The organism is Floccifex porci (assembly GCF_009696175.1).
Lineage (GTDB): Bacteria > Bacillota_I > Bacilli_A > Erysipelotrichales > Erysipelotrichaceae > Floccifex > Floccifex porci.
Map to the genome: position 1 here is coordinate 135,303 of NZ_VUMM01000002.1, position 20,861 is coordinate 156,163.

Annotated in this window: 20 protein-coding genes; 1 reads left to right on the forward strand and 19 read right to left on the reverse strand. The window is 31.6% G+C overall.

Translation table 11 applies throughout. The annotated features are described in order from the left end of the window. Positions 1 to 51: 51 nt before the first annotated feature. The 5 genes from glmS to rsmG form a co-directional block, all read right to left on the reverse strand. Entirely contained in the window at positions 52 to 1,875 is a 1,824-nt protein-coding gene (gene glmS, locus FYJ50_RS01910; protein ID WP_154459357.1) for a glutamine--fructose-6-phosphate transaminase (isomerizing), read from the reverse strand. 233 nt (positions 1,876 to 2,108) lie between these two features. Beyond that, positions 2,109 to 2,951, reverse strand: coding sequence for a YitT family protein (locus tag FYJ50_RS01915; protein WP_154459358.1), 843 nt, complete (start codon positions 2,949 to 2,951; stop codon positions 2,109 to 2,111). 67 nt (positions 2,952 to 3,018) lie between these two features. Beyond that, positions 3,019 to 3,885 (reverse strand): ParB/RepB/Spo0J family partition protein, encoded by an 867-nt coding sequence (locus tag FYJ50_RS01920; RefSeq protein WP_154459359.1) that lies wholly within the window; start codon positions 3,883 to 3,885, stop codon positions 3,019 to 3,021. After that, positions 3,875 to 4,654, reverse strand: coding sequence for a ParA family protein (locus FYJ50_RS01925; protein ID WP_154459360.1), 780 nt, complete (start codon positions 4,652 to 4,654; stop codon positions 3,875 to 3,877). Before FYJ50_RS01925 ends, FYJ50_RS01920 begins: the two co-directional genes overlap by 11 nt. A gap of 1 nt (position 4,655) precedes the next feature. After that, positions 4,656 to 5,357 carry a 16S rRNA (guanine(527)-N(7))-methyltransferase RsmG gene (gene rsmG, locus FYJ50_RS01930; protein ID WP_154459361.1) on the reverse strand — a complete coding sequence of 234 codons (702 nt, stop codon included), beginning with the start codon at positions 5,355 to 5,357 and terminating at the stop codon, positions 4,656 to 4,658. A gap of 135 nt (positions 5,358 to 5,492) precedes the next feature. Here rsmG and FYJ50_RS01935 point away from each other — a divergent pair, with 135 nt between their 5' ends. Further along, a complete protein-coding gene (locus tag FYJ50_RS01935; RefSeq protein WP_154459362.1) occupies positions 5,493 to 6,143 on the forward strand; it encodes a GTP pyrophosphokinase in 651 nt (216 codons plus the stop codon). Here FYJ50_RS01935 and FYJ50_RS01940 read toward each other — a convergent pair whose 3' ends face one another. The 14 genes from FYJ50_RS01940 to pth all read right to left on the reverse strand — a co-directional run bounded on the left by FYJ50_RS01940 (position 6,144) and on the right by pth (position 20,855). Beyond that, positions 6,144 to 7,220 carry a CDP-glycerol glycerophosphotransferase family protein gene (locus FYJ50_RS01940; protein WP_154459363.1) on the reverse strand — a complete coding sequence of 359 codons (1,077 nt, stop codon included), beginning with the start codon at positions 7,218 to 7,220 and terminating at the stop codon, positions 6,144 to 6,146. Beyond that, on the reverse strand, positions 7,207 to 8,412 hold the full coding sequence (locus FYJ50_RS01945) for a CDP-glycerol glycerophosphotransferase family protein (RefSeq protein ID WP_338082980.1): 1,206 nt from the start codon (positions 8,410 to 8,412) through the stop codon (positions 7,207 to 7,209). Before FYJ50_RS01945 ends, FYJ50_RS01940 begins: the two co-directional genes overlap by 14 nt. A 2-nt stretch (positions 8,413 to 8,414) precedes the next feature. Next, entirely contained in the window at positions 8,415 to 10,649 is a 2,235-nt protein-coding gene (locus tag FYJ50_RS01950; RefSeq protein ID WP_154459364.1) for a CDP-glycerol:glycerophosphate glycerophosphotransferase, read from the reverse strand. A gap of 9 nt (positions 10,650 to 10,658) precedes the next feature. Next, complete coding sequence (tagD, locus tag FYJ50_RS01955; RefSeq protein WP_154459365.1) at positions 10,659 to 11,045, reverse strand: glycerol-3-phosphate cytidylyltransferase; 387 nt, start codon at positions 11,043 to 11,045, stop codon at positions 10,659 to 10,661. A 6-nt stretch (positions 11,046 to 11,051) separates the two neighbouring features. After that, the gene (locus FYJ50_RS01960) at positions 11,052 to 11,861 is read right to left on the reverse strand and encodes an ABC transporter ATP-binding protein (protein ID WP_154459366.1); all 810 of its coding nucleotides are present in this window, start codon (positions 11,859 to 11,861) and stop codon (positions 11,052 to 11,054) included. 12 nt (positions 11,862 to 11,873) lie between these two features. Then, positions 11,874 to 12,683, reverse strand: coding sequence for an ABC transporter permease (locus FYJ50_RS01965; RefSeq protein WP_154459442.1), 810 nt, complete (start codon positions 12,681 to 12,683; stop codon positions 11,874 to 11,876). Positions 12,684 to 12,808: 125 nt separating this feature from the next. Further along, positions 12,809 to 13,108: a DNA-directed RNA polymerase subunit delta gene (gene rpoE, locus FYJ50_RS01970; protein WP_154459367.1), complete on the reverse strand. Its 300-nt coding sequence runs from the start codon at positions 13,106 to 13,108 to the stop codon at positions 12,809 to 12,811. A gap of 21 nt (positions 13,109 to 13,129) precedes the next feature. Continuing rightward, positions 13,130 to 14,764, reverse strand: a complete 1,635-nt coding sequence (gene argS, locus FYJ50_RS01975; protein ID WP_154459368.1) for an arginine--tRNA ligase — start codon at positions 14,762 to 14,764, stop codon at positions 13,130 to 13,132. Further along, positions 14,740 to 15,129, reverse strand: coding sequence for a hypothetical protein (locus FYJ50_RS01980; RefSeq protein ID WP_154459369.1), 390 nt, complete (start codon positions 15,127 to 15,129; stop codon positions 14,740 to 14,742). The genes argS and FYJ50_RS01980 overlap by 25 nt, the downstream gene beginning before the upstream one ends. A 33-nt stretch (positions 15,130 to 15,162) precedes the next feature. Further along, positions 15,163 to 16,320, reverse strand: coding sequence for an HD domain-containing protein (locus FYJ50_RS01985; protein ID WP_154459370.1), 1,158 nt, complete (start codon positions 16,318 to 16,320; stop codon positions 15,163 to 15,165). Then, positions 16,287 to 16,691 (reverse strand): (deoxy)nucleoside triphosphate pyrophosphohydrolase, encoded by a 405-nt coding sequence (locus tag FYJ50_RS01990; protein WP_154459371.1) that lies wholly within the window; start codon positions 16,689 to 16,691, stop codon positions 16,287 to 16,289. Before FYJ50_RS01990 ends, FYJ50_RS01985 begins: the two co-directional genes overlap by 34 nt. Next, a complete protein-coding gene (locus FYJ50_RS01995; RefSeq protein ID WP_154459372.1) occupies positions 16,657 to 16,944 on the reverse strand; it encodes an RNA-binding S4 domain-containing protein in 288 nt (95 codons plus the stop codon). The genes FYJ50_RS01990 and FYJ50_RS01995 overlap by 35 nt, the downstream gene beginning before the upstream one ends. A 1-nt stretch (position 16,945) precedes the next feature. After that, the gene (mfd, locus tag FYJ50_RS02000) at positions 16,946 to 20,293 is read right to left on the reverse strand and encodes a transcription-repair coupling factor (protein WP_154459373.1); all 3,348 of its coding nucleotides are present in this window, start codon (positions 20,291 to 20,293) and stop codon (positions 16,946 to 16,948) included. Between the two features lies 1 nt (position 20,294). Then, positions 20,295 to 20,855: an aminoacyl-tRNA hydrolase gene (gene pth / locus FYJ50_RS02005; RefSeq protein ID WP_154459374.1), complete on the reverse strand. Its 561-nt coding sequence runs from the start codon at positions 20,853 to 20,855 to the stop codon at positions 20,295 to 20,297. Between the last annotated feature and the right edge of the window lie 6 nt (positions 20,856 to 20,861).

Sequence of the window (20,861 nt, forward strand, 5' to 3'; positions counted from 1 at the left end):
ACCATATGAGTGAGTTACAAGCCTCGACTCTTTAGAGTCGGGGTAATTGACTTATTCTACCGTTACTGATTTTGCCAGATTTCTTGGTTTATCTACATCCAGTCCTTTTGATACACTTAAATAATAAGCTAAAAGCTGTAAAGGAATAACAGCTAAGCTTCCAATAAAGTGTTCATCAATTCTTGGAATATAAGTTGTGAAATTGGCTGTATCTTCAATCTGATAATATCCATAAGGAGCAACTGCCATTAAATAGGCTCCTCTGGATTTACATTCTACCATGTTGCTGATGGTCTTTTCATACAGTTGAGATTGTGTACAGACACCAATTAATAAAGTTCCATCTTCAATTAAAGAAATGGCTCCATGTTTTAATTCACCAGCTGCATACGCTTCTGAATGAATATAACTGATTTCTTTTAATTTTAAACTTCCTTCCAGAGAAATCGCATAATCGATTCCTCTCCCTATAAAGAATACATCTTTGGCATTGGAATATTTAGAGGCAAACCATTGTAAACGTTCTTTATCTTCCAGTACTCTTTCTATTTTTTTAGGAAGCGTATTTAACTCAGAAAGATAATATCTGACTTTTTCCTCTTCCAGCAATCCTTTTTCTTTTCCAAAATAAATTGCCAGTACATACCCCAGTACCAGTTGTGCACTGTATGCTTTTGTGGTTGCCACTGAAATTTCAGGTCCAGCCAATGTATATAAGACATAATCTGCTTCCCTGGCAATGGAAGAACCTAATACATTGACAATTGCTAAAGTAGGAATTCCCTTTTCTTTTGCCAGTCTTAAAGCTGCTAAACTGTCAGCTGTTTCTCCGGATTGAGAAATTACGATCACTAAATCTTTTTTTGACAATAAAGGATTGCGATAACGGAATTCACTGGCCAATTCCACTCTTACAGGAATATGTGTTAAGTCTTCAAAAATATACTGACAGGCCATACTGACATGCCATGCCGATCCACATGCCACAAAATGAATCTGAGACAGATTTGAAATATCCAGACCTTCTAAATCCAGTACGATCTGATTGTCTTTTATGATGCTGTTTAAAGTATCTTCTACGGCTTTTGGCTGTTCATGAATTTCTTTCATCATGAAATGTTCATATCCACCTTTTTCAGCCGCCTGGGCATCCCATTTGATTTCCTGGCACTCTTTTTCAATTTCTTCTCCATCCAGATTATAAAAGGAAATGCTTCCTTTTTTTAAACAGGCCATTTCTAAATTGCCAATATAATATACATTTCTTGTATATTTTAAAATGGCTGGAACATCACTGGCAATATAAGATTCCTGATTGGATACTCCTAAAATCATAGGTGAATCTTTTCGAGCCACAAATATCTGATCCGGATAATCTTTCATCATGACCGCTAATGCATACGATCCTCGAATACGCATCATAGCTTCTGAAATAGCTTTTAAAGGATCTTTGTTTTTTAAATAATAAAATTCAATTAAATTGGTTGCGACTTCTGTATCCGTTTGAGAATAAAAAATATATCCTTCTTTTAAAAGACGATCTTTTAATTCCTGATAATTTTCAATGATTCCATTATGAACGGTTACAATCTTTTCATGAAAAGAAATATGAGGATGCGCATTGTCTTCACTTGGTTCTCCATGTGTTGCCCATCGAGTATGTCCAATTCCACAGGTTCCATTTACACTTTGTCCATCATTGGTTTTTTCCATCAATGATTTCAATCGTCCTTTTGCCTTAACGATTTCCACTTCGTTTTGATTAAATACGGCAATTCCTGCTGAATCATATCCACGATATTCCAGTTTAGATAATCCTTCCAGTAATACAGGAGCTGCCTGCTGGTTTCCATTAAAACCTACAATTCCACACATAAAAAAATACCTCCGCTTTTTCTTTATTGCGAAGGATACTCTATGAATTTGTTCGATTTTCACAAATCGTTTTTGTCATATACTACAGACCGTATCCAGCCTCCAGATCATCCGCCGAATCTTTCGATCAATCTGGTCCTCGTCAACTCCAATGAGTCCTGGCGCTTATTTTTATCTTTCTTCGCAATAATAGATACATTATAGAATAAAAGAAGATAAAAATAAAATTTTTATTAGGCCCCTCTAAAGCCTTTTCCTATGATTTCCGAACTGTTGACAATCGTAATGAATGCTTTTGTATCGTTTTTATGTATAAAATTCCTTAAAAGCATGGCTTCTCTTTTTGTGAGAACCGTAATTAAAATTGTTTTTTTCTTTTGTGAATAAGCCCCTATAGCATCTTCAATGGTAGCTGAACGATTTAATTGTTCCAGTATAAAATTCTGAATAGGTTCTGGATTCTCCGTCACAACTGTACATACTTTTCTTAAATTAAAACTTTCAATAACTGTATCCACCAATGTACATTTCAGAATCATTCCTAAAATACAGTATAAACCAGTTTTTGGACCAAAAAGATAAGCCGCAAATAATACAATCAAAGAATCCGATACCATTAAGGATTTCCCAATTTCCAAAGAAGAGTATTTATGCAGTATCATAGCCACGATATCGGTTCCTCCAGTAGAAGCACCTACATTAAATACCATTGCACTTCCTACTGCCGGTAATATGACCGCAAACCACAATTCAAGAAAAGTATCATTGGTCAAAGGAGAGGTTAATATCCATACTTTTTCAATTAGACTGACATAAAAAGATAAAGCAAATGAAGAATAAATTGTCCATCCCATTGTCTTTCTTCCTAAAAATACCAATCCCAATACAACAAGAATACCATTTACTAACCACATAAAGTTTCCTACATTGTATTTTGGAAACAAAGTAGCCAGAATGATTGAAATACCGGAAGTTCCACCAAAGGCAAAATGATTGGGTGTCTTAAAAATCGCAATTCCAATTGCGGTCAAAAACAGTCCTAAATTTAAAAACAAAAAAAAATGTAATTTTTTCATAAACAAAATCCTCAATGTTTATCAATTATAGACTTATTTTATGAACAAATCAAATAAAAAGAGGATTTTACTCCTCAATTAAATTTAATAGTTCCAGTATACGATTTAAATCTTCTTTGTCTTCAAAATGAATAGAAATAGAATGAGAAGAAATAGAAATTCCTGTTTTAAAATATTCTTCCAGTTTTACTTTCGCTTCTTTTAAATAAATATCTTCTGGATTCTTTTCAATCACTTTTGGATGATTTATATCCTTAACCAGCTGTTCTACTTTACGAACCGATAAATTCTGATCAATGGCTTTCTGTGCTATTTTTTCGATTCTTTCTTTATCTTTTAAAGCCAATAAAGCTCGAACATGTCCCATAGACAATTGACGATTAACTACATAATTCTGTACTTGTTCCGGTAATTTTAATAAACGTAAAGTATTGGTAATATGTTCTCTGGATTTACCCACACGATGAGCCAGCTGTTCCTGTGTATATTGAAAACGATTTATTAAATTTTCATACGCCTTAGCTTCTTCAATCACATTCAGATCTTCTCTTTGAATATTTTCTAACAATGCGATTTCCATCATCTGCTGGTCATCAAAGTCTACAATAATTGCTGGTATTTCTTCTAACCCTGCCATTTTTGATGCACGAAGTCTTCTTTCTCCAGCAATCAGATCGTATCCACGAATTCCTTTTTTTACCAGTACAGGAGTAAAAACCCCATGCTGAGAAATAGAATTGCTTAATTCTTTTAATGCTTCTGGATCAAATACTTTTCTTGGCTGGTATGGATTGGGACGAATCTGATCAATAGAAATTTTTTTCTGTTCCTGATGTTCCGTTTCCACTTCTCCATTCTGAATGTCATCCAGAATTTTTGATACATCCTGTCCAAATATAGATGACAAACCTTTTCCTAATTTTTTATTCTCCATAGAATTCCTCATTTCGTTTCACAAATTCTTTGGTTAAATCCCCATAACAGCGAGCTCCTGCACTATTCACATCGTATTCAAAAATAGATAAGCCACGACTTGGGGCCTCTGATAATTTTATATTTCTTGGTATATTGCTCTGATAAACCAGTTTACCAAATGTCTGTCGAACATCCTGTGAAACTTCCATACTTAAATTGGTACGTGCATCATACATTGTCATTACCAGACCTTCAATTTTCAGATTTGGATTGCTTGTCTTTTGAACCAGACGAATGGTCATCAGTAATTGTGTAACTCCTTCCAGTGCATAATATTCACATTGTACCGGAATCAGAACACTATCGGCTGCACTTAAAGCATTTGTATTCAGCAATCCTAGTGAAGGAGGACAATCAATGATAATGAAATCATAATCGTTTTTAATAGGAGCTATGGCATTTTTCAACAACAATTCTTTCTGTTCAATTTTATCCATTAAAAGATCCGCTCCACTTAATGTTAAATTTGCTGGTAATACATCAATTGCAGGTGCTTTTAAATGTACAATGGCATCCTGGATGTTATATCCTTCAAATAAAACCGAATAAACAGTCGGCTGTCCTTTTTCTTTGATTGCGGATAATCCTGTTGATGCATTTCCCTGTGAATCTAAATCAATCAAAAGCACTTTCTTCTGCATATAAGAAAGTCCACTTGATAAATTAATGGCCGTTGTTGTTTTGCCAACGCCACCTTTCTGATTTGATATTGCGATAATTTTTCCCATACTATTCCCCCAATGGTTTCTTCTTTATTTGCCCATACGCTCTTGGATATTTTACAGGCGTATTCTTTATTTTTCGAAAATAAAAATTCATTCGAACAGCTTCTTTTTCTAAATGAAAGACTTCTTCTTTTTCTAAATTCAGATGTAAAATTGATATTGCCTTTTGTGCCTGTTTCAATTCCTGTTGCCCATTTTTTCCTTTTAAAGCAACCATTAATCCATTCACTTTCACAAGCGGTATACACAATTCCAGTAAAACAGATAATTTCGCAACCGCTCTGGCACTGACAAGATCAAAAGATTCCCGATGTTCTTTCACAAAATCTTCCGCTCTTGCACAACATATATCAATATTTTTCAGTTCTAACTGTTTTTTAACTTCTTCCAGAAACCGGCATCGTTTCATAAGTGGTTCTACAATCGTTAAATGAATGGAATCAAATACAATTTTCACTGGAATTCCAGGAAAACCAGCACCCGATCCAACATCACACATATTTTCAATGGAACAATGAAAAAATGGATAGATTGAATCGTAAAAATGTTTTTCCCAGATTTCTTCTTCTTCGACTATTGCCGTTAAATTCATTTTCTGATTCCATTCCAGCAATAAATCTTTATATCGTTCAAATTGTTCAATCTGTTTCTGATTTAAATGAATTCCTTCTTTTTCACAAGCCTGAATAAATTTATCTTTTGTCATAATTACCTCTGCTGACATATTATAACATGAACTATTTCAATCTATACATTTATATATTATATTTTTTATTCGACATTATTTTTGTCAATTTAAAAAAGAATTGATTTATGATACAATGCATACGGTGATAGAAAAATGAATATTGCAGAAGAATTTGCGAAACACAATCCAAATGTGACAGAAGAAGAATTGGAAATTGCCATTAAACAAAGTATGTCCTATTATCGATGTGCTTTAATGGAAGTGGAAACAAAATTTAAAGTATTAAGTGAAAATTTTTCCATTTTATCCGATCGGAATCCAATCGAATCCATTCAGACACGAATGAAAGATGAAGACAGTATCATTAATAAGTTAATTCGTAGAAATTTAGAATTATCGGTCGAATCTATGGAAAAGAATCTATTTGATATTGCCGGGGTTCGTATTATCTGTTCGTTTGAAAATGACATTTATAATTTAGCTCATTTATTTTTAAAACAGGATGATGTTCGTTTAATTGAAAAGAAAGATTACATTCAGCATGCCAAACCCAATGGATATCGATCTCTTCATTTGATTATTGAAATACCAATCTTTCTGGCAAATGAAAAGAAATGGGTAAAAGTTGAAGTACAATTCCGTACCATTGCGATGGATTTCTGGGCCAGTCTGGAACATAAAATCCGTTATAAAAAAGATTTACCACAGGAACGATTAAATGAAATTGATGATGAACTTTATATTTGTTCTAAAATATGTCAACAGCTGGATCATAAAATGCAGGAAATAAAAGATGGAGAATGATCATTCTCCATCTTTTGATTTCATAATTTCACATATCAGTTCAACCACTCTTTTTGTATTGTTTCCATCTTTAAACGATACATATTTCTTTTGAAATTCAGGATGAATAGATATTGATTTATGAAGTACTTTATTTAATTCTTCTTCACTTTGACAAACAGGACCTGGAAAATCCTGATAGAAATCTATATTGAATCCAATGGTTTGTTTATAGGTATCATAATCTGGAACAAAACCAATCATTTCTTTATTTAAAAGACAGTAATCAAAAATAACCGATGAATAATCAGATATCATACAGTCACTGACCTTCATTAATTCATATAAATCTTCATGTGACACATTTAAAACATTATTCTGCTGAATCTGAATATCCTGTAAAAGAGGATGAAATTTACATAAAATCATTTCATTTTCTTCTAATTTCAGTGAATCAAAATGTATACATTCCATTTTAAATCCATCAATAATATTTCCTCTGAATGTAGGTGCATAAAGAATCAGTCTTTTATTTCTACATTGTGGATATTTTTCATAAAAATGAATTTCTTCTTTATTTATTAACATATCCATTCTGGGAAGACCAGTCACAATTACCTGATCTTCTTTTACATGAAAGGCTTCACTGTAACACTTTTTCCAGTAAGGTGAATTACAGATGACATAATCATAATTCTGAATTGGATATTGTCTTTGAATCTGATTTCCAAATTTTTTAACCGCTCCTGGTGCATGCCAGATCTGCATTACTTTTGTGTTTTCTGGTTTAAAATAAGAAACTACATAATTGTTGTCATTTAGAATAATTAATTTTGATTTTTTTAAATCAATCAATTGTTTCATACAATTAAAGAAATAACCCAGTTTTCCTTTTATATTCTGTTCAAACACAATCAGATTGTAATGAATATCAAAAGATTTATTTCTTAACTGTTCATCAATCAATTTAAAATCAGAACTTAAATGATCCTGTGTTAACGATACAAAGGTAATGCGATTGGGATCCTGTTTTATAAAGAAAGTCAAAGCGTCTAAAATTTTAAGAACGATTCTTAAAATAATTTTACTGAGCCCCATGATTTATATCCTCGTATAAAATATCAACCACACGTTTTGAAGCGTATCCATCTTCTTTATTATTGAAATAAGAATTAAAAGAAGATAGTTTATTAAAATCAAAAATTGAATTGGAAATGTCTTTTAACATTTCTTCTTCTTTACGATAAATCTTACCTGGAAGTTCGTTATATATATCCAGATAGAATCCTCTTAAATCTTTTGCGTATTCTTCCAGATCGTACATATAGAAATAGATGGGACGATTTAAAATGGCATAATCAAAGAATACAGATGAATAATCCGTGATTAAAATATCACAGCATTCATACAATTGAGCAATATCCATTGTGGCATCCACAGAATATAAAAATCCTTCCAATTCTTTATCTTCTTTAAACGTATTGATGATCAGATAATGTGGTTTAAAGATTACTACATATTCATCGGATAATATTTCTTTCCATTTATGAAAATCCGCCTGCAGTTTAAATGTATAGCCTGCCGCTACATAAGAATTATCTCTCCAGGTAGGAGCATATAAAATTACTTTTTTATCCAGTGGAAGATTCAATTGTTTTTTCTTTTCCTTTACCCGATTTAAATCCACATGAGATAATATATCATTTCTTGGATATCCTGTTTCAATTAATTTTGATGGATGAATATTAAAGGCATGTGGAAATATTTTAGAACAGAACGCATTGGGTGAAATCATATAATTGTATCGACTTACATCCACATCATATGTTTTATACATACTTTGTGCATCCATTTGAGATCGATAAAATGTCGCATTTTTATCCAGTTCAATATCGTGTGCCAATTTTTTTAAAGGCGTTCCATGCCAGGTCTGTAAATAAATCTGATTTTCTTTTTTTAATACATATCCAGGTAATTTACAATTCACGACCCAGATTTTTGAATGAGCTAAATAGTAAAAATAAGAAAAACTGAAATATTCTATGATTTTCGCATTTTCAATATATATATTTTTCTTTTTATGATTTTTAATAGCCCATACAAATTTATAATTTTTAAATCGTTCATCCTGAATCATATACTGATGAATGGCTTTTGGATTATCTGAATATCCTCTTCCATGAAAGGCAATAAATAAGATGGTATGATCATCCACTGGTATAAAACGATAGATCAGTCGATTGGCAATTACAATGCATTTATGAATAATTTTTTTGATCCATTTCAACATTTTTATTCATCCTTTTTATTAAAAAATACTCTTTCAACACATCGTTTAGAGGCATTTCCATCATCCAGATGACAGAAACGATTATAGAACTGATCGTATCTTTCTTTATATTCTTCTTCAATCTGATCTATATTTTTAATTGCCTCTAATACTTCTTCATTTGTGTATAATAAAGGTCCTGGAACTTCACTCATCATATCAATATAGAACCCACGTAACTGATTTTTATATTTTTCAATGTCATATGTATAGAATAAAATAGGTCGTCTTAAATTGGCATAATCAAAGAATACCGATGAATAATCGGTAATACATATATCACTGATCAGATACAGTTCTGAAATATCATCGTATTGTGATACATTATACGCAAATCCTTCCAGTCCGGTCGTATCCAGTCGATCCGATATATATTGATGAGTTCTTAATAATAGAACATATTCATCACCTATATTTTCTTTCAACATTTTACAGTCCAGCTGAAGTTCAAATTTATATTGCCCTTTTCCATAATATTCATCATCACGCCAGGTAGGAGCATATAAAATTGTTTTCTTATCCAATGGAATATTTAATTTTTTCTTGATTTCCAATGCCAGTTCTTCTTTATTTTCCGCATACAATATATCGTTTCTTGGATATCCAACAGCTAACATTTCTCCTTCATACATAAAACAGCGAGCTAATGTTTCCGTTGAAAAATCATTGGCACTGATCAGATAATCCCAGTCTTTTCTTTGTTTATAAAACTGCTGCTTATATTTTGGAGAAGCCGCTGTAACTTCTTCCTGATCAAATACCAGTCGTTTTAATGGTGTTCCATGCCACGTTTCCAGAAAAATCTGATCTTCTCTTTTTCGATACCATAAAGGAGGTCGAACATTAAATACCAGATATTTTGCACGTGCTAAATAATAAGCATATTCAAAAGAAAAACGTTTTACGACCTTTCCACCATATTTTGGTTTACTTCCATTGTTTAAAGCCCATACACATTCAAACTGTCCTGGATAATGAGACTCTAAATATTCATAGATATATTTTGGAGAATCAGAATAATTTTTCGCATTAAAGGTTTCAAACAATACAACATTTTTTAATACCGGTTTCTTTAGATATACATGATAATACATTAATTTGTACATTGTATTCTTATTTTTTGTCATTTGTTTTAACTTCTTTTTACCTAAGAATAAACGTACTTTCTTTAAGGTTGCATCCAGATTGTCTTCCTGAATGGATTTGATCATCTGCTGTTTTTCATATGAATATTCCTTTACGGTTTTATCCGGAATCTGTTTCATGATCTTTGAAAAATAATGGAAATATTCATTTTTCCATTCTGGTTTTTCACTTCTTCTTAAACGACGAATAAAATGACGGAAATAATAATTTATGATCTTACGATCGATTAAAACCGATAATACAGGATTGTCTGTTTTTTCATGTGCACGTTCATATGATTTCATTCTTTCATAAAAACGATTTTCATCTTCTTCCTGTCTTAAAGCTGGATAATTAATTGGATCGTTATGTCTTCTTTTCACATAAATTGCTTCTAAACAAGGTTTAAAAGAAGAAGCTTTATCTAAACATTCAATAACAAAAGGAAAATCACTATAATATTTCATAGTTTCATCAAATCGTATTTCCTGTTCCAGTAAAAACTGTCTTCTGTAGGCATGAGATAAAACAGTAATATTATTGGATCCTTTTTTCTTTTTAAACATGTGATAATAAGCCAGTAATTTTGTATCTTTCATTGGATAGGAATCTAAGAAATCCTGAATCTTCTGCATAGATTCCATCTCTTTCATTTCCTGTTCTTCTTCATCCAGATTTTCCATTTTTTTATTCTGTTTCTCTAAAAAATTGGCCATATTGTTCCAGGTATTATTCACCTGTCCATATACAATATCTTCATTGGATAATGCTTGTGACAAAATGGAAAGAGTATCTTCCAGTACATAATCATCGCTGTCCAAAAAATAAACATAATCTCCATTCGCATATTTTATCCCTAAATTTCTTGAAGAAGCCACTCCATGATTTCGATTTTCAATTACTCTGATTTTTAATTCTTTATATTCTTCCAGCAGATCTTCTATTTTTTCTTCATTATGATCTAAAACCAGAATGGTCTCAAAATCATGAAAAGAACTATTTAAAAGAGAATTTAAACATTCTTTTAAATAGTTTTTATATTTATAAAAGGGAATCACAACACTCAACAACATAACATTCTCCTATTTTTTCAATTCTTCTTTTAATTGTGTGGTACTAATTCCTTCTGTTCTTGGTAAATATACAACTTCACAATAGTCCTTCAGAAAATCAAATTTACCTTTCCAGTCATCTCCCATCACAAAAACATCTACATTATATTTTTTCACATCTTCAATTTTCTGTTCCCAGCTGTTTTCTGGTATAACTTTATCTACATATTTTATTGCTTCTACAATAGCCATACGATCGGTATCTTTGATTTTACATTTCTTTCCTTTTAAGGAATTAAAATCATCACTGCTTACCGCTACAATTAAGTAATCTCCCAATGCTTTTGCACGTTTTAATAAGTTTAAATGTCCAACATGAAATAAATCATACGTTCCATAAGTAATAACTGTTTTCATTGTATCCTACCTTTCAAATAATCGATTCAGAAACGATTCTTTTTTCTTTTCTTTTATAATTCTCTGTTCAAATTTTTTATTTAATAATTTTTTCTGTTCTTTTTTAGAAAGTGCATTTAATTCTTTTACATATTCATCATAATGGGAAGCCACTGTTTTGATTTCTCCATATTCTTTTAAAATTCCACCTTCTAACCAGATAGCCGTATCACAGAAAGACAATACCTGTGGCAGCGAATGAGAAATAAATATAATGGTTTTCCCGCTCTTTTTTAACTCTGTCATCTTATCCAGACATTTTTTCGCAAATCCTTTATCACCTACCGATAAAGCTTCATCCACAACAATAATATCTGGATCCAAAGCCAAATTAATGGAGAAACCTAGTCTTGATTTCATCCCCGACGAATATTTTTTTACCGGCTGGTATAAGAAATCTCCTAATTCCGCAAATTCAATAACATCGTCTACAATTTTCTGCACCTGTTTTTTCTTTAATCCCAGTAAAGCTCCTTTTAACTGAATGTTTTCTAAACCTGTTAACTGCTGATTCAATCCAGTATTGATTGCGATCAGTGCCTGTTCTCCATTAACGGTAATCTTACCTTCTTCTGGTTCTGAAATACCAGATAAAATGACGGACATGGTTGATTTTCCCGATCCATTGGTTCCTAAAATTCCAACCACTTCCCCCACTGGAATTTTAAAACTGACATCTTTCAATGCATAAAACTGTTTTCCTTTATGTTTTTTATCATTTGACTTTAAAGTATAGATTTTTGATACATGATCAAATATTACCGCATAATCTTCCATAGCTTCACCACCTTAAATCAGATCCGCAAATTTTGCTTTAAACTTATGCATCAGAACACTTCCAAATGCGAACAGGAACAGTGTAATGATCCAGAAACAAATAGCTCTATATCGATAAGGCCAGAATCCTTCATGATAGAAAAAACAGTCTCTATATCCACAGACAATATAATAAATTGGATTTGACTTCATGATAAACGCAATTTTTGGATAATGCTCAAAACGAGATAAAGGCCATAGAATCGGTGTAAGATATAATAAAAGTCTCATAATAGAAGAGACAAATTTTCTTGTGTCTCTGGCTATCATATTAAGTACACTTAATACCATTGTGATGGAAATATTAAAGGCAATGGCACAGAAACAATAATAGATCAATCCAAGCCAGTGTATATCAGGTCTATAACCCTGTACTATAAAAATAAGAATCAGTACGATCATTAAACAAAAATGATTAAACAGTTCTTTTAAAACCACTGTAGCTGGTAAGATACTGACTGGAAATTTCATCTTGGATATCATTTTTGAATGTGCAAATATCGCATTGCATCCATCTACAATACATGGTCGAACAAAAAACCATACAACCATACCCGCCAACATCCAGTTAAAGAAAGGAATGCCGTCCACTGAATTTCTCTCCATGACAAATCCAAATACAAACCAATATGTCAGTAAATTGATAGCTGGACTGGCAAAATTCCAGAACAATCCTAATTTGGTATCTCTCATATCGGCTAATAATTCATATTTAGAAATACTGAAAATACGATACAGATTTGAAAAATTTTCTTTTATAACATATTGAATACTTTTAAACATAACAATACCTCGCATATAGTTTATCATATCGATAAATAAAAAGATGCCTTTTGGCATCTTTTTTTTCACATTCCCTCTCCTTTCTTCATTTATTTTAACAATATTAAATGAAGAAAGAGTGACAATTATTCATTTTCTTCTAATTCTTCAACTTCATCATCTTCATCTTCAATTGATAAAGAATCTGTATCCATTGTACTTTCTGATAAAGTATGACGAGATTTCAGATCCCATGTATTTTGTGGCATATTGAAAAAACGCCCATCAATTGATAAATCGGTATAGAATTGTGCGATATTATCTTCAAATTGAGATTCATTATATCCCATTTGTTTGCTTACTTCTGTCCAAAGATTAATAAAAGACATAGGTTGTTTTTGCTCTTTTAAAACACTAAGAGCTACATCGATCATTGATTTTTTCATAATTAAAACTCCTTAAAAAAATTACATTGATTCAACTGCTTCAACTCCTATGCAATCCAATGCATTTGCTAAAACAATTTGCGTAGCTTTTACTAAAGCCAATCTTTGCGCACTTAATTCTAAATTGCTTCGGTCAACGACTTTGCAGGCGTTATAGAAACTATGGAATTTTGACGCTAAATTCTGAATATAATGACAAACTTTATGAACCTGACGAGTCTTTGCACTGTCAATAATCACTTTTTTGAATTCCTGTAAAGTCTTCATTAATTCAATTTCTTTTTCATCCACAAGCAAATCATAAGATGAAGCCAATTCTATATCTTGTGCCTGCTTTTGAATGGAACACATTCTGGCATGTGCATATTGAGCGTAGTAAACAGGATTTTCATTGGATTGTTTCTTTGCCAGTTCAATATCAAAATCTAAATGAGAATCCAAAGCTCTCTGAACAAAGAAATAACGAGCTGCATCTACACCAACGGAATCACACAATTCATTGATGGTTGTCGCATTTCCTTCTCTTTTGCTCATTTTCATTTCTACACCATTGCTTACCAGACGAACCATTTGAATAATATCCACATTTAATTTTGTTTCATCATTTCCCAAAGCGGTCATAGATGCTTTTAAACGAGGAATATATCCATGATGATCCGCACCAAAGAAATCCACAATAATATCGTATCCTCTTTGATATTTGTCGTTGTGGTAGGCAATATCTGGAACTAAATATGTATAGGAACCATCTTGTTTCTGCAATACACGATCTTTATCGTCTTTAAAACGAGTGGTTTCAAACCATAAAGCTCCATCTTTACGATATGTATATCCTTTTTCTTCTAAAAGGTTGAGTGCTTCATCCATTTTTCCTGCATCTCGAATGGCCTGTTCACTTGACCATACATCAAAAGAAACACGATATTGAGATAGATGTTCTTTGATTTTATCCAATTCAAAGCGAATTCCTTCTTTTTTAAAGAAATCTAAATTCTCTTTTGTTGGTTCTAAATATTGATCTGGATATTGTTTTGCCAGTTCATATCCTTTTTCTTTTACATCCTGTCCATTGTATCCATCCGGACCAATTTCAGTATCTATACCATGTGCCTGACGATAGCGTGCATTCAAAGACAATGCCAGATTGGTAATCTGATTTCCTGCATCGTTTACATAATATTCACGCGTTACATCATAACCTGCTTTTTTCATAATACGGGCACAGCTGTCTCCCCAGGCAGCTCCACGAGCATGTCCCAGATGCAAAGAACCTGTTGGATTGGCACTTACATATTCCAGATTGACTTTAATTCCATTTGAAGGTTGTGTACCATAGTTTTCTTTCTTTTCCAGTATTTCTCTGATCACATTTGTAAAACTGTTTTTATTCAGTATAAAATTTAAAAACCCAGGTCCAGCAATTTCAATTTCAGATACATCTTCCATTTCAAAATGATCAATGATCTTCTGAGCAATCATTCTAGGATTCTGTTTTAACTGTCTTGTCAGCTGCATCGCAACATTTGAAGAAAAATCTCCATGATTTTTATTCTTTGGTATTTCAATCACAATATTTTTCCAATCCAATTCAATATCAAAAGCTTTCATTACCGCTTTCTGAATGGCCTGTTTTAATTGAACATCAATGCTTTCCATGATACATCCTCCTTATTTGTTAATACAAAATGAAACAACTGAACATCTGTTTCCTGTATTAATTTATATTTAATTTCAATAGAATTTTTATTTATTCTATATAGACTTGTTTCACATTTCAAGCCTATTTTTCCAAACTCTGTTTCAATATGCCCTTTTGTACCTGAATTTTCTTTTAATGTCAGCACTACACGATAATCCGATTCATTTTCAATGATCATTCCTTTTGAATAGATTTTCCATTTTAAATCTGTATTTCCATTCATATGAATACAATATCCATTATTTATAGGTACAATTTGTGCTTGTCCATTAAAAACCATTTCATTATGAATCTGATCTGTCATACATACGTTTAAAATCATAGCGTAGATATAATACTATATATTTTATTTTTTTCAATTATAAAAAACTCTTTTCTTATGATTTATATCCATTCTTAGTAAAGCTCTTACAATTTCTGAACAATCAGATAAAGGAATACATTGATTTTTTGTATTTAAAATCCATATAGGATTTTCTTTTTCCTGATAAGGTAAACAATTTAAATCTTTACAGTTTTCGATTACACAATATGTACTCTTTTCAAAATGTAAAGAAGAATCTTCTTCCAGTTCGATCCAGTTTAACAAAATTCGATTTAATATCCGATTGGCTAAATCTTTTAATGTTTCATCTTCACAATGTAATGCCTGCTGAAAACCATAAAATAAACGATTTTCATCCATTAGATAAAAATTATCACTGTTAAATGGTTCAAATAAGATTTCCAATGCTTCAATTTTTATCGATTTTCGAATTTCTTTATATCGTTTTATAAACAATTCAATACATATCTCATACGATCTGGCATCTGGATGAAGATATACCTGCCAGTACATATGATATCGAGCCATTATATAATCTTCAATGGTATGCATTCCACTTTCTTTTATGCATAAAATACCATTGGAAACACGAAGTGTTCTTAAAATTCTTTCTAAATCAAATTTTCCATAACTGGTTCCTGTTTCATAAGCATCTCTTAATAAATAATCCATACGATCGGCATCCAGTTGTGAAGAAATCATTTGACTTAACATAGAATTGGGGTGCGTATGATTTAAAATGGATGCACATAGAGAAGGTAAATCTTTATGAGCTCTTTTTAATGCCTGATGAATCTGAGTGTTTTCATCTAAAATCAAAGTCTGGGTAATTTCTTCATGATTTTTATGAAGAATATTTTCAAACATATGAGAAAAAGGTCCGTGTCCTAAATCGTGAATAAGACCTGCACACATGACCTGTATTTTTTCAAATTCAGTCAATGAACTGGAAATATCTTCTACTTCCTCACACATTCTTCGAATAATTTCATAAACACCTAAACTATGAGAAAAACGAGAATGTTCCGCTGTATGATAAACCATATAATTACCACCCAGCTGATGAATTCTTCTTAATCGTTGAAATTCTTTTGTATTTAGACAATCCCATATTACCTGATAGGAAATATGAATGTATCCATGGACTGGATCTCTTAATACTTTATTTTCATTTGTTCTTTCAAACATGGCCATTCCTCAATTAATTTTTCTACAATACAACGATCCGATTCAAAGAAAGGATAATCATATATTTTATCAGGTGTTGTCCATATGAAATTCGTATGAACCGATAAAACAGGTTCCTGTGTGGTAGTGCAAACAAAACAGCTTAAATCAATTTCTTCTTCCTGAAAATCTTTATTTTTCATAAAAAACTGAATGTTTTCAATTTCTATTCCACACTCTTCTTTTATTTCTCTTTTAAGAGCTTCTATTTCTGTTTCATTGTCTTCTACTTTACCACCTGGAAATTCATAGATTCCATTGCTGATTTTACTCTTTCTCTTTGCGATTCCTATTTTTTCATTCCGAATGATTGCTGCACAAACCACTTTCATCTACTTTTTCCTCTTTTAAAATTTCAAACAGAAACTGTGCATTCTGTTTTGATACCTGTTTTTGAATATCCAGTACACGAATCCATAAAATACGTGTACCAAATTGAAGTTCAATTTCATCGTTTATATCAATTTCAGTACTGGGTTTTGCGATTCTTCCATTTACTTTGATACGCTTTTGTAAAGCCAGTTCTTTGGCTGCTTCTCTTCGCTTTAATATACGAGCGGTCTTTAAATATTTATCTAGTCTCATATCATTCCTCTATACTTTTTATGACTTTATGCAACATACTTTTTTGTCGATTGGGAATCTGAATTTCTATTTTACGATTCACAAGCCGTAAATTGATTTTATTACTGATTTCATTCATCTTTTCAAAGAATTTTACACCATCACAATGATTTGTCCACTCTTCACTCATTTTAATGACATAATATTTATCTTTTTCTTCTAAAGAAGAAACACCATCTATGTTCACAAACAGATCCAATTCTTTCTGCTCAAACAGATTTTGAACCTGAACAGGTATGTTTCCATATAAATCATTGATTCTTTCTTTATATTTCAGTAATTCATCAAGAGATTGAATTTTTTGTATATCCTGATAAATAGACAATTTATCCCCATCATTATCCGTAAAACTTTCTGGAATATAACCATTAAAAGAAATATTTGCTTTCTTCATTTCTTTTGTTTCTACCTGTTTTCCCTGTTTTTTCGCAATAGCCTGTCCTAACAGTTCCAGATACAAATCCAAACCAATCTGGTCAATAAATCCAGCTTGCTGTGGACCTAATAAATCTCCCGCTCCACGAATTGTCAGATCACGCATAGCCACTTTATATCCACTTCCCAATTGCGTAAATTCTTTGATGGCTTTTAAGCGTTTTCCTGCCTTTTCATTTAATTCTTTATCTGGGTTAATCATCAGGTAACAATAAGCAATTTTTTCTCTTCGTCCTACTCTGCCACGTATCTGATACAATTGGGATAAACCAAATCGATCGGCCTGTTCAATAATAATTGTATTGGCATTGGCAATATCCAGCCCGGTTTCAATAATGGTTGTACAAACCAGAATCTGGTAGCGATTTTCTGAAAAATCAATCATGATATTTTCAATTTCATCACGGCTCATTTTTCCATGAATCACTGCAATTTTCACATCTGGAAAATCATTCTGAATTTTTTTAGTCGTTTCATAAATGGAAGAAACACGATTATGCAGATAAAATATCTGTCCTTGTCGTGACAATTCTCTTTGAATAATTTCACGGATGGCACTTTGTTTCTTTTCAATGACATACGTTTGAATGGGATGCCTTTGTGCAGGTGGTGTATTTAATTGAGAAATTGTACGTACACCAATCAATGACATCTGCATTGTTCTGGGAATCGGTGTGGCACTCAAAGATAAAACATCAATGGAATTTTTCATTTCTTTGATTTTTTCTTTGTGTTCAACACCAAATCTCTGTTCTTCATCAATAATTAAAAATCCTAAATCTTTATATTGAAAAGTTTTATTCAACAGTTTATGCGTTCCAATCACAATATCAATGTTTCCATTCAGTAATCCTTTTTTTATTTCTTTAATTTTAGAACTTTCCACAAAACGATTCACTAACGCAACATTTACACCAAAATCAGACATTCTTTTCTTTACGGTCTGATAATGCTGCAAAGATAAAATGGTTGTAGGACACAGAAAAACAACCTGTTTTCCATTTGTAATGGCTTTAAAAGCACAGCGCATTGCCACTTCTGTTTTACCAAAACCAACATCTCCACATAAAAGATGATCCATTGGTTTCGGTTTTTCCATTTCTCTTTTAATTTCTAAAGTTGCCTGCAGCTGATCTGGTGTGGATTCATATTCAAAAGCATCATCAAATTCTCTTTGTAGAGCATCATCTTGTGCAAAGGCATATCCTATATTCTCATTACGGGAAGCATACAATTCCACAAGTCTTTGGGCAATTTCTTCAATTTTCTGATTAACTTTTTCTTTTGTCTTCTGCCACTGGTTGCTTCCCAATTTACTTAATTTAATTCCTACACCTTCACTTGAAATATATTTACGAACCAGATTAAACTTTGATAAAGGAATATACAATTCTCCGTTGTCTCTATAAATAATGTGTAAATAATCTATATTTTTACCATTCTGATTTCTTGTAACGATTCCCATATACTGTCCAATCCCATATTGTTCATGAACAACATAATCATTTTTTTCAAGTTCCAGTACATTTTCTAATATTTTTCCTTCTTTAAATGTTTTCTGGTATAAATTTTTCTTATGATATTCTTTAAATAATTCTTTTTGTGTATATACAGAAATATCTTTATACTGAAAACCTTCAAAAAATACAGGTTCTATAAACTGAAAAGTCAAATTTGGAAAGTGTTGAATCAGTTTATCTTTATCTTCTTTATTTAATGAAAAATAAGTATGTTCTAAATCAATCTTTTCTACTATCTGTTCTACAGCTGAATTGGCTTTTTCAATTGGATAAATATTGGATACAACCGGATTTTTAAAATCCAGAAATTCATGAAAATACATACATTTCATCGTATATAAATCATGAAATAAAATATATTCTGGCAGATATTTTCGATCTTGTACCATTTCCTGAATAAATGTAATATTTTCTGTATTTATTTTTTTATAGTTTCTTTCTACTTCTTCTTTTGGACTTAAAATTGATATCGCATTTTCAATATAATCATTTAAAGTAAAATGAGAAGTATAAGCGTAATATATATATAAATGAGGTTCTATACTATAGTTTTCCAGAAGAAGCATATCTTTTTCTATAGAATCCGTTAATAGCTGTTTCTCTTCATCAAAACATTTTTTTGATTCTGTTTCTAATTTTTTATATACTTTTTCCTTTATTTCTTCAATCTGATCATCACTGAACAAAATATCTGTTGCAGGAGATATCACAATGGATTCAATGGATTGAATGGTTCTTTGCGTATTTTCATCAAAAAATCGAATCGATTCAATTTCATTATCAAAAAATTCTATTCGAATCGGATTTTCATATTCCAGACTGAAAATATCAACAATTCCTCCACGTGAGGCAAAAGTACAGGGACGATCAACATAATTGAGTTTTGTATATCCCATTCGATTTAATTTTTCTTTTAATGTGGACATGTCCATTTCCTGATCAATATCACATTTAATGAAATTTTCTTTATAAAAATCAGGATTGGGTAAATATCTTACATACGCTGCCACATTGCAGACAATGAGTTTAGGCTGTGGATTCACAATTAATTGAGTCAATGAATCGATAAAATGATTTTTATCTTCTGGAGAAGAAGCAATCGCCTGTACTCTTATACTTTCTTCCACGACAAAAAGCAGCACATTTTCATCGAGCATAGAAAGTCGATTGTAAAGTTGCTGCGCCTGATAGCGATTTGGTTTTACTATAATTCTAGTCTGATGATCCTGCGTAAATGCATTGTATAACACAAGAGCTTCTTCCATTTCATAAAGATTTCCTATATTATTTTCTTTTTTGAGAATCTGCTTTACTACTTCATTATCATCAAAATATCTAATAATCTGATTTTTCATATTATTTTTTATTATACCGATTCATTACCCAATCAAAAGAATGATCAATGGCATTGTATGCAGCCATACTTGCCTGTTCAATTGCCTGATTCAGATCATCCATTTCTTCCTGTCTAAATTTAGATAATACCCATTGAATAATTGGAATTCTTTCATCTTTTCCAATACCCACACGAATACGATTGAAATCCTGATTAAAAGTACATTCCATTATACTTTTGATTCCTTTATGTCCACCAGCACTTCCTTGTTGACGAAGACGAATTTTACCAACCGGTAAATCTTTATCATCATATATAACCAATACATTTTCCATTGTTTCTTTATAAAAATCAAGACACTGACGAAGAGAAAAACCACTATTATTCATAAAAGTAACTGGTTTTAATAAAATTACATCTTCCCCTTTTACTTTTCCTTTCGCAAAATAAGCCGAAAACTTTTCTTTATTGAATTCCAGATTACATTTCTTAGCCAGTGCATCCATTACCATAAATCCTGCATTATGACGTGTATTTTCATAATCTTTTCCTGGATTTCCTAAACCAATGATAATTTTCATACCTTC

Bases quoted from the DNA above. Each gene is read 5' to 3' on its own strand.
- FYJ50_RS01950 (WP_154459364.1), bottom strand. From the start codon at position 10,649: ATGTTGTTGAGTGTTGTGATTCCCTTTTATAAATATAAAAACTATTTA.
- FYJ50_RS01920 (WP_154459359.1), bottom strand. From the start codon at position 3,885: ATGGAGAATAAAAAATTAGGAAAAGGTTTGTCATCTATATTTGGACAG.
- pth (WP_154459374.1), bottom strand. From the start codon at position 20,855: ATGAAAATTATCATTGGTTTAGGAAATCCAGGAAAAGATTATGAAAAT.
- FYJ50_RS01985 (WP_154459370.1), bottom strand. From the start codon at position 16,320: ATGTTTGAAAGAACAAATGAAAATAAAGTATTAAGAGATCCAGTCCAT.
- FYJ50_RS01965 (WP_154459442.1), bottom strand. From the start codon at position 12,683: ATGTTTAAAAGTATTCAATATGTTATAAAAGAAAATTTTTCAAATCTG.
- glmS (WP_154459357.1), bottom strand. From the start codon at position 1,875: ATGTGTGGAATTGTAGGTTTTAATGGAAACCAGCAGGCAGCTCCTGTA.
- mfd (WP_154459373.1), bottom strand. From the start codon at position 20,293: ATGAAAAATCAGATTATTAGATATTTTGATGATAATGAAGTAGTAAAG.
- FYJ50_RS01945 (WP_338082980.1), bottom strand. From the start codon at position 8,412: ATGTTGAAATGGATCAAAAAAATTATTCATAAATGCATTGTAATTGCC.
- FYJ50_RS01990 (WP_154459371.1), bottom strand. From the start codon at position 16,691: ATGAAAGTGGTTTGTGCAGCAATCATTCGGAATGAAAAAATAGGAATC.
- FYJ50_RS01940 (WP_154459363.1), bottom strand. From the start codon at position 7,220: ATGGGGCTCAGTAAAATTATTTTAAGAATCGTTCTTAAAATTTTAGAC.
- rsmG (WP_154459361.1), bottom strand. From the start codon at position 5,357: ATGACAAAAGATAAATTTATTCAGGCTTGTGAAAAAGAAGGAATTCAT.
- tagD (WP_154459365.1), bottom strand. From the start codon at position 11,045: ATGAAAACAGTTATTACTTATGGAACGTATGATTTATTTCATGTTGGA.
- rpoE (WP_154459367.1), bottom strand. From the start codon at position 13,108: ATGAAAAAATCAATGATCGATGTAGCTCTTAGTGTTTTAAAAGAGCAA.
- FYJ50_RS01960 (WP_154459366.1), bottom strand. From the start codon at position 11,861: ATGGAAGATTATGCGGTAATATTTGATCATGTATCAAAAATCTATACT.
- FYJ50_RS01935 (WP_154459362.1), top strand. From the start codon at position 5,493: ATGAATATTGCAGAAGAATTTGCGAAACACAATCCAAATGTGACAGAA.
- FYJ50_RS01915 (WP_154459358.1), bottom strand. From the start codon at position 2,951: ATGAAAAAATTACATTTTTTTTTGTTTTTAAATTTAGGACTGTTTTTG.
- FYJ50_RS01980 (WP_154459369.1), bottom strand. From the start codon at position 15,129: ATGATTTTAAACGTATGTATGACAGATCAGATTCATAATGAAATGGTT.
- FYJ50_RS01925 (WP_154459360.1), bottom strand. From the start codon at position 4,654: ATGGGAAAAATTATCGCAATATCAAATCAGAAAGGTGGCGTTGGCAAA.
- argS (WP_154459368.1), bottom strand. From the start codon at position 14,764: ATGGAAAGCATTGATGTTCAATTAAAACAGGCCATTCAGAAAGCGGTA.
- FYJ50_RS01995 (WP_154459372.1), bottom strand. From the start codon at position 16,944: ATGAGACTAGATAAATATTTAAAGACCGCTCGTATATTAAAGCGAAGA.